This is a genomic window from Reichenbachiella faecimaris, assembly GCF_900176375.1.
GTDB classification, from domain to species: Bacteria; Bacteroidota; Bacteroidia; order Cytophagales; family Cyclobacteriaceae; genus Reichenbachiella; species Reichenbachiella faecimaris.
This window is the reverse complement of the sequence record NZ_FWYF01000001.1, coordinates 432,495-445,279: the sequence shown is the minus strand read 5'-3', so window position 1 is coordinate 445,279 and position 12,785 is coordinate 432,495. Positions and strand designations below refer to the sequence as shown.

11 protein-coding genes are annotated in these 12,785 nt (G+C 39.1%); 4 read left to right on the top strand and 7 right to left on the bottom strand.

The features are described from left to right. Positions 1 to 2: 2 nt before the first annotated feature. Together B9A58_RS01810 and B9A58_RS01805 are read right to left on the bottom strand one after the other, a co-directional pair. On the bottom strand, positions 3 to 827 hold the full coding sequence (locus B9A58_RS01810; protein WP_084370717.1) for an anti-sigma factor family protein: 825 nt from the start codon (positions 825 to 827) through the stop codon (positions 3 to 5). Continuing rightward, complete coding sequence (locus tag B9A58_RS01805) at positions 814 to 1,428, bottom strand: RNA polymerase sigma factor (RefSeq protein WP_084370716.1); 615 nt, start codon at positions 1,426 to 1,428, stop codon at positions 814 to 816. The genes B9A58_RS01810 and B9A58_RS01805 overlap by 14 nt, the downstream gene beginning before the upstream one ends. 102 nt (positions 1,429 to 1,530) lie before the next feature. Here B9A58_RS01805 and B9A58_RS01800 point away from each other — a divergent pair, with 102 nt between their 5' ends. Beyond that, positions 1,531 to 2,598, top strand: coding sequence for a hypothetical protein (locus tag B9A58_RS01800; protein WP_084370715.1), 1,068 nt, complete (start codon positions 1,531 to 1,533; stop codon positions 2,596 to 2,598). A 73-nt stretch (positions 2,599 to 2,671) separates the two neighbouring features. Here the strand turns inward: B9A58_RS01800 and B9A58_RS01795 are convergent, their stop codons facing one another. From B9A58_RS01795 to dnaG, 4 genes are all read right to left on the bottom strand, one after another. Continuing rightward, complete coding sequence (locus B9A58_RS01795; RefSeq protein ID WP_084370714.1) at positions 2,672 to 3,184, bottom strand: hypothetical protein; 513 nt, start codon at positions 3,182 to 3,184, stop codon at positions 2,672 to 2,674. Between the two features lie 125 nt (positions 3,185 to 3,309). Continuing rightward, positions 3,310 to 3,921 carry a hypothetical protein gene (locus B9A58_RS01790; RefSeq protein WP_139793707.1) on the bottom strand — a complete coding sequence of 204 codons (612 nt, stop codon included), beginning with the start codon at positions 3,919 to 3,921 and terminating at the stop codon, positions 3,310 to 3,312. Then, a complete protein-coding gene (locus B9A58_RS01785) occupies positions 3,914 to 5,119 on the bottom strand; it encodes a bifunctional 3,4-dihydroxy-2-butanone-4-phosphate synthase/GTP cyclohydrolase II (protein WP_084370712.1) in 1,206 nt (401 codons plus the stop codon). The genes B9A58_RS01790 and B9A58_RS01785 overlap by 8 nt, the downstream gene beginning before the upstream one ends. A gap of 11 nt (positions 5,120 to 5,130) precedes the next feature. After that, positions 5,131 to 7,050: a DNA primase gene (gene dnaG / locus B9A58_RS01780; RefSeq protein WP_084370711.1), complete on the bottom strand. Its 1,920-nt coding sequence runs from the start codon at positions 7,048 to 7,050 to the stop codon at positions 5,131 to 5,133. 129 nt (positions 7,051 to 7,179) lie between these two features. Between dnaG and B9A58_RS01775 the strand changes: the two genes are divergently transcribed. From B9A58_RS01775 to B9A58_RS01765, 3 genes are all read left to right on the top strand, one after another. Further along, on the top strand, positions 7,180 to 8,268 hold the full coding sequence (locus B9A58_RS01775) for an Mrp/NBP35 family ATP-binding protein (RefSeq protein ID WP_084370710.1): 1,089 nt from the start codon (positions 7,180 to 7,182) through the stop codon (positions 8,266 to 8,268). Between the two features lie 26 nt (positions 8,269 to 8,294). Next, on the top strand, positions 8,295 to 8,558 hold the full coding sequence (locus tag B9A58_RS01770; protein ID WP_084370709.1) for a NifU family protein: 264 nt from the start codon (positions 8,295 to 8,297) through the stop codon (positions 8,556 to 8,558). A gap of 79 nt (positions 8,559 to 8,637) precedes the next feature. After that, a complete protein-coding gene (locus B9A58_RS01765) occupies positions 8,638 to 11,673 on the top strand; it encodes a T9SS-dependent choice-of-anchor J family protein (RefSeq protein WP_176214645.1) in 3,036 nt (1,011 codons plus the stop codon). Between the two features lies 1 nt (position 11,674). Here the strand turns inward: B9A58_RS01765 and ddlA are convergent, their stop codons facing one another. Beyond that, positions 11,675 to 12,751 carry a D-alanine--D-alanine ligase gene (gene ddlA, locus B9A58_RS01760; RefSeq protein ID WP_084370707.1) on the bottom strand — a complete coding sequence of 359 codons (1,077 nt, stop codon included), beginning with the start codon at positions 12,749 to 12,751 and terminating at the stop codon, positions 11,675 to 11,677. Positions 12,752 to 12,785: the final 34 nt, after the last annotated feature.

The window sequence follows — 12,785 nt, the reverse complement described above, 5'->3', positions numbered from 1 at the left end:
GCTTATTTACTTTGAGTTTTGACCATGTCGTACAGGCTGGCGAGCAACTGGTCTTGTTCCAATTGCTTCACATCCTGATTGTTTTGTATTTTGCTTAAGCTAGTCTCAATCAATCGCATGTCGTAGTTTCTCTGATTCTGATAGAATTCGTTGAAATCCGCCATGACTGTTTTTACATATTTCTTTTGTTTCTCTGATGATACGGTAAAGAAATTTTGGATAATATCTTTGTTCTCGTCATTGAGTTGTGCCACATATTGTTGCATCAATTGACCTGTGCCAGCAGCGTGACTTTTCATCATGCTAGACATCAAGGCTATGTTTTTCTGATCCTGACTTTCCATTTCAGAAGTCAGTTTGGTCTGTACAGCAGCAATTTTCTGATCTGTACTAGTTTCATATTCATCCATGACCTCAGCCATCCAAACTTTCACGTTTTCCTTGTTCAGCTCTTCATCAGGCAAAGGGGAAAGAGCTCCAAATCCAATTTGGATGCTTTGGGGAGTTCTGGACATATTAAAGTTCAATAATGCTGCAGAAACTAGCAATAAAGTAAGGCCTGCCGCAATAGATCCAATCCATCTAAATGCAGAAGATTGAACAAAAGAAATCGTGTCTTTCTTATCGTTGAATATATAAGTAGGAGGGATGGTTTCTTTATCTTCAAGAGATTCTAAAGCCAGACGTGTGGCTTGCATGCCTGCCATTTCCAGTTTCATTTCTGGATTTTCTTTCAGCAGGGTTTCTATTTCTTTGATCTCCTCTTCGGGCAATTCACCATACAAATAGTCGATGATTTTTGCCTCATCAATTTTATTTTCCATCATGGTATGACTCGTTAAATGCTCTACTTTTTTCTAATATTTTTTTCAAATGGCTCAGTCCGTAATACAATCTGGACTTTACTGTATTTTCAGAAACGTTCAATACTTCGGCAATTTCTCTGAATTTCAACCCTTCATATTCCTTCATGATCAGCACGGCCTTCTGCTCTTCACCCAATTCATTGATCGCTGCAGTTACTATATCGCTCATTTCAGTCTTTACATAATCTGATTCAGGACTACTTGTTTGTTCCTGTTTGTATTTGACTTCACTCACTTCATCAGAGGAAACAAACATCTTGGACAAACGACCAAACTTGCGATCTTCTTCACGACATTGATTCAAAGCAATCACATAAATCCAGGATTTGAATTTTTCTACTTCCTTCAATTGTCCCAGATGGTCGAATACCTTGATAAAGGTTTTTTGTGTTGCTTCTGTCGCCAGATCATGGTCATTGAAATACTTAAGAGAAAAGTTATAAATTCTCTTATGCCAGAGACTTACCAGCTTGTTGAATGCCCCCTTGTCTCCAAGTTTGGCACGATCAATGATGTTCTCCGAATGATTCATCGCAATGTCTAGCAATGTCGCGGTACTCATAAATACTTAATCGGTTAATTGTGCGTTTCGGTATTATGATGAAGGTGACATCAGAAAAGTTTTAATAATTTTAAAAAAGATAAGGATTAAAATTTAATAACTATGAAAAAGCTCAGTTTACTCATATTAAGCACTATTTTTTTCTTAGCATGCTCAGATGAAAAAGATCAATTGGATGATCTACAATCTACGGAACTACCAGATAGTTTTACAGTAGATATTCCCAGTACGTTAAGTAATCCTGCTGGACTTAGTGCTGGAAGGGTGAAGGAAAGTCAAGAACTTTCGGCTTCTGATATTTATGGTGGCCTCAGGGGATTTATTTATGTAGGTGAGAATGCGGCTGATGCGCTGGAGGAAATTATTAAAGTGGCTGCTGTGGCTCAAGTAGCTGGCCTCAGTGAGTTTACCATAGAAAGTGAAGACGATGGAGTTTCTAAAACTTTTAATTTCAACCAAGATGTGACTTATGCTTCAGTAACTTATGATAATGAAATGAGGATTACAGATGAGGATGGGGATCTGGCTTTACAGGTGGTTTGGAATACAGACCCAGTGAGTGGCACTGCGATTCTGAATCCTTATTACCTTGATCACACAGAAGGAGAAGATTTGATAGATACATTTTACCGATTGGACTATAGTGAGTCGGCTGATGGCAATACACAAGAAATGACGGTTTCGATTTCAGGAATTCCCTTAGATGAAGGTTTGAATAACTTGAAAATGACCGTAATCAAGACTGGAGATATCGTGGAAGTGTTTGGCAATTCCAATCATCCAAATTTGACTATCATTAGCGAAGAACTAGTACAGGATAGAAATTATGCATTTAGAGCCAGAGCAGATGAGTCTAATGATATTGCCGTGGCTGAAGTAGCACTGCCACCCTCAAGTGTGGAGACTGCTGACGTGATGGAAGATTACTCAATATATACAGTATTGGACGCAGAAATCAAAAGTGCAGGAGTGACAGATCAGGATGAAATCGATGCCTATTTAGCAAATGCAGTCCCTCCTGCATATTTCGATGATGTTATAGGATTTCTAGGAGCAGGCGAGGAAGTGCCAGCGAATGATGGGTTTACATCAGAATTCATTGATTTATCGGATCTGGCACCCTACGTACCTCATGACATTGCCAATATGACTGTAGGATTCTTGAAATAGCATTTTCAGCATCAAAAGCAAAAAAAGGAGAGTCTATGGCTCTCCTTTTTTTGCTTTTGAATATTGAAGGGTATTACTCCGTATATGGTTGATTGAATTGCTCCCAGGTGATAGCTGTACAAGTGGCTTGACTTTGATCACTTGCAATAATAAGTTCGTCACTATTCAATCCTCTGAGTGTAAATTCGACACTTTGTATGAAAATGGCCTCTTTGGTTTCTGAATCTACCCACTGCCAGCTGCCAACCCTTGTCGCAGTTCCTTCTTTACCAATTTTGGCATAGTATTCTCCCGAAGAATAGAAAGCGTAGTAGTAGCCATCAGTAATCTCTTGATCTTCATTATCCCCACATTCGCCAGAGAGATCCACTTTACTTACTTTTTGTTTCCACCATTTTTGACCTACTGCTAAAATTCGACCACCAGAAGAACTTGCCGTTCCAGATAGTGTAACATCTCTAAGATCTACATCAACGATCTCACTACTAGGAACGCCTGCAAAAGGGTCATCATTATCGTCATCATCTCCACAGCCGAAAATAAAGATTGATAGGGTTAGGATTGAAAATAAAGTTTTTAAATTCATAATTAATTTTTTTAAAAGTTTACATCTGGCATAAAATAAGCCATCTCTTAAAGCTATTGAATTTAGAAACCTAAATACCAATGTTAATCCATGAACTACGGAAAAATACCTAGAATTAGGTACGTTTAAAGTGAATTATAGAAAGCTGTGATGCGCACGATGTCCCTCATTTCATCTGTCTTAAGCTTGTTCTCTTTTATATACTCCTTGACCTGATTTGAGTTTTCGTTTAGTATTTCAAATAAGTGATTCTTCTTTCCATTGTATAATGTCATATTCCCCTGAGTGTCTACAAAGTAATAGGTAAAAGCAAGTTTTTCAGAAGTAGCTGACGGGCCATTGAAATAAGCTTGACTGTAAGGGTCTGTCGTCATGACTATCTTTTCTCTGACCAGCAATGACGTTTTCCCCTCGTACAATACTTCAAACAAGATCGGAACTTTGTAATTTGATTCTATCTGATAGGGAATTGCATAAAACTGCCTATAGGTTTTTAGTAGGTTGTCATAAATTTCGAAGTAAAGAATTTTTTTGCTGCTGTAGGTATTGATTTTTTGGTTGCCAATGACCACTTGTACGGCATTGGTCTCCATATCATACTTCACATCACCTCTTATTGTATCTTGATCTTCTGTGACCAGCCAACCCTTATGAAACAAACGTGAAGAAAACTCCTGAGCCATGCAAGGCAGCCCAAGAGCAATAAGAGCAATAAATACGAAAATCTTTTTAACCATTCTTTAGTATGCTATGACCCATTTTATCTCTTTTAGTTTCAAGATACTTTTTGTTATGCACGTTTGGATCCACTTCGATTGGTATGTTTTCCACAATTTCCAGGCCATATCCCATCAATCCCACTCTTTTTGTTGGATTATTGGTGATCAACTTGATTTTTTCTACGCCAAGGTCATGCAAGATTTGTGCGCCTACGCCATAATCCCTATGATCCCCCTGAAATCCTAATTTTTCATTGGCTTCTACTGTATCCAGTCCCTCTTCTTGAAGCTTATAAGCTCTGAGCTTGTTGAGTAATCCAATTCCTCTACCTTCTTGGTTCATGTAAACGATTACTCCTTTGCCTTCTTTTTCTACCATCGTCATGGCATTGTGCAGTTGCTCGCCACAGTCACATCTACATGATCCAAAGATATCTCCTGTCAAACAAGACGAATGCACTCTAACCATAACAGGTTCTTTAGGTTCCCAATCGCCTTTTACTAAAGCCAGATGGTGTTCTCCGGTACTGATTTGCTTGTAAGCTGTCATTTTGAAATTACCCCACTCAGTTGGCATATCTACTTTGATTTCTCTTTCGATCAATGACTCTTTTTCCATGCGATAGGCAATCAAATCCTTGATAGAAATAAGCTTGAGCTTAAACTTGTCAGCCACTTTTCTTAGCTGAGGCAAACGAGCCATCGTTCCGTCTTCATTGAGAATTTCTACCAATACACCTGCAGGCTCCATGCCAGCTAATCTTGCTAAATCTATAGCTGCTTCCGTATGTCCAGCTCTTCTCAGTACGCCGCCTTTTTTGGCTTTCAAAGGAAAAATATGTCCCGGTTTTCCAAGTTCTTCAGGTTTCGTATCTGGGTTGACCAATGCTTTGATGGTCTTCGATCTATCACTTGCTGATATGCCAGTGGTACAGCCATATCCTATTAGATCAACAGAAACAGTGAATGGTGTTTCGTGAGTAGCAGTATTTTTTCCCACCATGAGTTCCAGTCCCAATTCGTCACAACGCTCCTCGACGAGTGGGGTACAAATGAGCCCCCGGCCATGAGTAGCCATGAAATTTACAATCTCTGGTGTGATGCTTTCTGCAGCACAAATAAAGTCTCCTTCGTTCTCTCTGTCTTCGTCATCTACTACAATGATTACTTCTCCTTTTTTAATAGCCTCTATTGCTTCTGATACAGGGTCTAGCATGTTTCTTGGGTTTACTTCACGGTTACATTTCCAAGGGTTTTTGCGATGGTCATTTCCATGCTTTTTAAATCTCCCTGGATGCTCAAAAATTTATTTATCTGCTCTTCTTCACTCGCTGATTTTATGTTTTCCATGTTTTCAGCAATCATCTTTTGAATGATACGGAATTTGAGTCGCAAGATATTGGTATAAGTCGAATTTTTTAATGTTTGTGATTCATGTGCTACATTAATCTGAAACTTTTCTGACCAATTCGTACTGATTTCATAGCGCTCAGTAGATAAGTCTACAGCTGCTTGCTTGATTGCTTGGTCTTCATGGTCAAGGAACTGCTGGATGGTACTGATCTGACCTTTAGCTAAATTTTCTTTGAAAATTTCAAGAATCTTATTGTAAATGGGTGTTTCAAAAGTGATGTCTTCTGATTCTGCCATAAAATAGTCTGCCAAATGCATTTCACCATCTTCCATTCCATCTATTAGCTCAGATCCATAATTGATCAGCATACGAATGCTTTCTCTTTCCTGAACTTTAATGATCTCGTCGCGACTGATTTTGGTTTCAGTTTGATCAGGCGAAAAAGCTTCAGGAGGTAGTTCTGGAATTGGGGCTTCCCATTTTTCCTTACTGTTTTTTAAAAGCAGCTTATTGGTTTCACTGATCAGTGTTTCCTCATCTACATGTAGCAAACGACTGCATTCCTGAATATAAACTGTTCTCTGAATTGGATCTGGAATCAGCGAGATGCTTTGGACAATCTCACGAATGCTTTCAGCTTTCTTTATCGGATCGTCTCCTCCATCTTTTAAAAAGATGCCAGTTTTAAAAGCAATGAAGTCTTGTGCATTGTTATCTAAGTATTTCTTAAATGCCTCACCTCCCAATTGCTTGGAATAACTATCTGGGTCTTCTCCTTCTGGGAATGGAACCGCTTTAACGTTCAACCCACCGGTGAGCATCATGTCGATACCACGCATAGAAGCCTTGATGCCCGCTTTGTCACCATCAAAGAGTACGGTCACATTTTTAGTATAGCGTTGGATCAGTTTGATTTGATCTTCTGTCAATGAAGTACCAGAAGAGGCTACTACATTCGTGATACCAGCCTGACTCAAAGAAACTACATCAGTATATCCTTCTACGAGGTAGCAGTTCTCCTGATTTCTGATTTCATTTTTTGCCTGAAAAATGCCATAAAGAATTTTACTCTTGGTATAAAGTTCAGTCTCTGGGCTGTTGATATATTTCGGGCCTTTTTCATTGCTTTTGAGCGTTCTGGCACCAAAGGCAATTACTTTGCCCGTGATGTTATGAATAGGGAAGACGACTCTGCCACGAAAGCGGTCATAGGATTTGTCTTCTTTGACTATTTTAAGTCCCGTTTGTTCTAAAAACTCGTCTTTGTGGCCTGCAGTCTTTGCAGCATCTATCAGTCCTTGCCACTGATCTAATGCATAACCTAAATCAAACCTTTTAATGGTTTCTTCACTAAATCCTCGTTCTTTGAAATAGGAGAGACCAATGCTTTTTCCTTCATCTGTTTCCCACAAATTTTCAATAAAATGATCCTTCGCAAAATTGAGCGTGATGAAAAGGCTTTCTCGAATGCTTTGCTCAGCCAAGTAGTTGGGGTCAGCCTCATCTTCTTCGATGGTAATGGCATACTTCTGAGCGAGATATTTCAAAGCCTCGATATAGCTCAGTCCATCTACTTCCATGAGGAATGAAATGGAATCACCGCCTTTGCCCGTACTGAAGCATTTGAAGATCCCTTTAGCAGGAGACACCATGAACGATGGTGTTTTTTCGTTGGTGAAAGGGCTGAGGGCTTTGTAGCTAGATCCTGACTTCTTGAGTGCAACAAAGTCACTCACTACCTCATAGATGTCCATCCTGCTTTTGATTTCTTCTATGGTTTGATTTTTAATCAACTAAATGTAAGGATTTTGATTTTGCCCGTATGGGTTACAAATCTAAAACGAATTTGCTTGATTATTTGATACAAAAACAGGGATATCACTTAACTTGCCAAAAAATTGTAGAACAAGCCATTTTTAATCTTGAAAATCACAGAAAAGGAAGTATTGCAGGCGTTGAGTAAAGTTCAAGATCCAGATTTGAAAAAGGATTTGGTCACGCTGGGAATGATCCAAAATATAGAAATTACAGAAGAGGCTTTAAGTTTTTCTGTAGTGCTAACTACACCAGCATGTCCACTCAAAGAAATCATTAAAAATGATTGTTTGGCTGCGCTAGAGCCAATAGTTTTTGGATTAAAAATCAGCATTGATATGACTTCTAATGTGACAAGCATAAGAAGTAAGTCTATGATTTTGCCTGACGTAAAGAATATTATTGCTGTTGCTTCTGGTAAGGGAGGAGTAGGTAAATCAACCGTGACTGCGAATTTGGCAGTGTCTTTGGCAAAAACAGGAGCAAGTGTTGGGATCATTGATGCTGATATCTTTGGCCCGTCTATGCCAACCATGTTCGACTGTGAGCACGAACAGCCCAACATGGTAGAAGAGAATGGCAAGAACATGCTCATTCCTATTGAAAAATATGGAGTAAAGATTTTGTCAATAGGATTTCTGACTCCAAAAGACAATGCCATTATATGGAGAGGGCCTATGGCAAGCTCTGCATTGAAGCAGTTCATCAGTGATGTGAAGTGGGGTGAGTTGGATTATTTATTGATTGATTTGCCGCCAGGAACTAGTGATATTCATTTGACGTTGGTACAGTCAGTACCTGTGACTGGCGCAGTGATAGTGACTACACCACAAAAAGTGGCAATTGCTGATGCTCAAAAAGGCCTGTCCATGTTTAAGCAACCACAAATTAATGTGCCCCTTTTAGGTGTGGTAGAAAATATGGCCTACTTTACTCCTGAAGAGTTGCCAGATAATAAGTACTATTTGTTTGGAAAAGAAGGTGGAAAGAAGATGGCCGAAAAGTATGAAATTCCATTTCTTGGAGAAATTCCTTTGGTACAGTCCATTCGTGAGAGTGGAGACAGTGGCTACCCAGCTGTGATGAAAGAAGGAGTGACAGAAGAGGCCTTTAATGAGTTGGCGCAGTCAGTGGCTCGTCAAGTAGCTATCAGAAATGCTTCAAAAGAGAAGACAAAGATTGTTCAAATGAACTAAATTTACAGTATCAAGTCATTGACGATATGGATGCAGATAAAAAACAAGAGCTTTTAGCTAGAATTGATCAAGCGATTAACAATATCAGACCTTACCTGGAGGCTGATGGTGGTGATGTGAAACTGGTTGATATTGATGATGATTATGTTGTCAAAGTTGAGCTTTTGGGTGCTTGTGAGGCTTGCCCTATGTCTCCCATGACCATGAAGGCCGGAATCGAAGAAGCTATAAAAAGAGTAGCTCCAGAAGTGAAAGCGATAAATGCCATAAATATTGCACCAGTTAGCTAAGTCAATTAATAACCTAATTCCTCAATTATTTCAGCCAATGAACGTTTTCTCAAAGTTATTTGATGGGAGACGACTTGTTTTGAAATTTATATACTGTCTCTTTTTTCTGGTTTTTGGATATGTGTCTTTCGGACAAGAAAGATGTGGATCCATGGTTTTTAATAGTTCTTCAAGTGGTATTTCTAATGAAGAATCAAAGACTCAATTTGAGAATTGGTTGAAAACCAAAAAGAATCAAAAACTTTCTCAATTAAAATCTACTAGTCAGACAAGAGCAACTGTATATCAAATTCCTGTTGTTGTACATGTTGTGCATAATGGAGAGAATTTGGGAGATGTTGGGAATATACCTACAGAGCAAATACTGTCTCAAATTACTACACTTAATGAAGATTTTAGAAGGACAAATGCAGATCAATCTGAAACACCAGATGATTTTTTGGACGTAGCAGCTGATGTAGAAATTGAGTTTGTACTTGCCAAAAGGGATCCAGAAGGATTACCTTCTGATGGTATTGTTCGTGTGGTGGGGAATCAATCTGAATTTACCATACACGAGGGCGAAGAACTGGCGGCTAATAGTTATTGGCCAGCTGAAGCATACTTCAATATTTGGGTAGCAGATTTGATAGATGGCAGTGGGGATCTACTGGGATTTGCTAAATTCCCAGTTTCCAATGAGCCAGGCATGGATGATGATCCCAATCTCAATCGTATGATTGATGGGGTATTTATGGATTACAAATATTTTGGAACGGGATATAATACAGACGACTTTTCTAAAGGACGAACCATGACTCATGAAGTGGGGCACTGGTTGGGACTACGGCATATATGGGGAGATGGTGGATGCTCGGTTGATGATTTTTGTGATGATACTCCAATGCAAGCTGGAAGTTCTTCCTTCAACAAAACTTGTGAGGACTTAGTGGACACTGATACTTGCACTGAGCATGAAGGAATGGATATGTATCAGAATTACTTGGACTATACAGCTGATGAATGTATGAATTTGTTCACTGAATGTCAAAAGGATAGAATGCGAATCGTGATGGAAAATAGTCCCAGAAGAAAGGAGTTGCTGGTGAGTAATGGGGCCATTGAACCCAGTTTAGTGGCCAATGATTTGGGTATAAGGACTATTGAATCACCTCATTTCGGCAATTGCGAATTGGTTCTTGAACCAGAAATTGAGGTGCGCAATTATGGAACGAATGATATTACTGAGTTCAGTATTGACTTACTGATAGATGATCAAATTGCAGAGACTGTGACGATAATTGAAACGCTAACACCATTGCAAGCCATGTTTGTTGATTTTTCATCCAATACCGTATCAGCTGACACAGAAAATTTTTCGTTCAAGGTGAATCAGGTAAATGGCACTGTAGATCAGAATGTGGATAACGATTGTAAATGGATCAGTATCTATTTTCCTGAGCATGCTACTATACCCTTTGTCGAAAGTTTTGAGGACGTACTGGGAGCAGGAAATTCCTTTTGGCAAATAAGAAATAGTGGTAACAATTTATCTGCTTGGGAATTTGGGTCAGCCCCAAAACTAACAGTAGAGAATGAGGCCGCAATTCTGAATTACCATGGCTCGTCCAATGAAAAATTTGGTGAACTAGATTACTTAATTAGTCCAGTATTTGATCTGTCAGATTTGTCGACTGCAGATATTAAATTCAAATATGCTTATTCAGGCTTTCCTAATAACTACAGTGATGCACTCACAGTAGTCGTATCTACAGATTGTGGTGCTTCATTTCCAGAAGATCAGGTTTTGTTTAGGAGAATTGGAGCTGAATTGTCTACCACTGCCTCTACAAGTTCTTTATTTGTTCCACAAGGGCCTAGCGATTGGGGAGAGTATGAAGAAGACCTTAATGAATTTTTGGGAGCAGAAGTGGTGATAGCTTTCATTGGGAATAATGGAGGAGGGAATAATATCTATTTGGATGACGTAGAAATCTTTTCAACAGCCTCACATGATTTTGATATTGGTATTTATAGCGTTGAATCTTTGCCAATTGTTAGCTGTGCGCAAGAAACATCATTGGCCCTAACTGTAAAAAATTATGGAAAAGAGGTAATTACGAACTTTAGCATTGCGTATACCCTAGAGGGTGATGTCATCAGTATGCCCGTAACAGATGTGGTGCTTGAATCAGGAAAAACAGAGCGTATTGAGCTGGAGCCATTTGAGACAGAAGAAGGATATCAACAAATTTTGATAAGCGTGAATGAGCCAAACGGAATGGAGGATGAAGATATTTCTAATAATAGTGAAACTAATTATTTTGTAATTGACAATGATGCGGCTGTCATTCCCATTCGTGAAAAATTCAGTAGCAGTTTTGAGTCTTCTGATTGGAGTATCGTTCGAACGGATGTAGCCTCTGACTGGATTATCACCACGTTTGGAGAAGGGGTTGAGAAAGACTATGCGGCTACTTTTAATGGGTATGATATTGTAGAATTAGGCATAAAAAATTGGCTGGTTAGCCCTGTACTTGACTTTTCTAATACGAGAGAGGCTTCCATGACTTTTGATCTTTCTTATGCGAACAAGGTTGGCCGTAATGACGAATTAAACGTACTTGTTTCTACCAATTGTGGAAATACGTACCCTTTTGAAATTTATAGTAAAAAGGGTTCTGAGTTGGCAGTGTCTCAGAGTGAAACAGCTTGGTTGCCAGATACGGTTACAGATTGGAGAAAGGAATTTGTCAACCTGGATGATTTTGTAGGTGCCTCAGAGGTGCGGGTGGCATTTGTTGTGACCAATCAAAATGGAAACAATCTTTATTTAGATAATATTGAATTCTATGAATCTTCAGAAGTGCCCATTGTGATTGAAGAGAGTATGAAAAGCTTTCCCAATCCTGCCAATGAATACGTTGAAGTCAAATTTAATTTTAATATTAAAGAAGAAATTTTGCTCAGAATAGTAAGTCTTGATGGTGATGTGATCGCAGAACAGATATTTCCAAATACGCTCAATCAGGTCTATCGCCTTAATCAGATACAAACTGTGCCCAATGGAATGTACTTGCTTCAAGTGCTGGGAAACAACACCAACCTGTCAGATAAAATATTGATCCAGCAGTAGCTTAGACTGAATTTTTGATTTGCTTCTCTTTTTCGAATCTGGCAATTGCCAATTGCAACAATTGATCAATTAAATCTGTGTAGGCAATACCAGATGCTTCCCATAATTTAGGATACATGCTGATTTGCGTAAAGCCAGGGATGGTATTGATCTCATTGACCAAAAGGCTGCCATTTTTCGTGAGGAAAACATCCACCCGTGCAAAACCTTCACATTCTAATACTTGAAAGGTCTCGATCGCCAGGCGTTGTACATCCGAAATTTGCTGATCCGTAATGTTTGCCGGGATGTCTATTTTATAGCCCTGATCGTCCAGATATTTAGCTTCATAAGAGTAAAAGCTATGAGTAAAGGAGATTTCCCCAGGAATTGAGGCCTTAGGATTTTCATTTCCCAGAATAGCACATTCTATTTCACGACCTTCTATAAATTCTTCAATGATAATTTTGTGATCAAAAGAAAAAGCTTCGTCTAGGGCATGTTGATATTGTTCTTCAGTATCTACCCGATTAATTCCTACAGACGAACCAAGATTAGCAGGTTTTACAAAGCAGGGCAGGCCAAGTTGCTCGGTTACAGCTTTAAAACTTGGTCGTTCCTGATGCGAACGAATGGTTAGATATTTTCCGATTGGGATTCTAGCGTCTCGCAAGAGGCGTTTCATAATGTCCTTGTCCATACCTACAGCAGAGCCAAGTACTCCTGCGCCCACAAATGGAATGTTCGCTAGTTTGAGCAGTCCCTGGATGGTGCCGTCTTCACCCATAGGGCCATGAAGAATAGGAAAGACTACATCTATTTTTTGCGTAGTGCCAGACAAATGACCTTCACTCTGAGGGATAAGTGCCACACTATCACTCTCACGATTTAGACTAATTCTTTCAATGTCATCTGAATGGAGAATCAGGGCTGTACGCTCATTATAAAGCCATTGCCCGTTTTTATCAATTCCTATAAGTACGGGCTCGTATTTGTCTTTGTCAAGAGCCTCTATCACGTTTTTTGCAGATCTTAGCGATATTTCATGTTCAGCAGATTTGCCACCAAACAAGATGCCTACTTTGATTTTATTCTCCATATTGGTGGCAAATGTATATAAGAAGAGTTTTAAG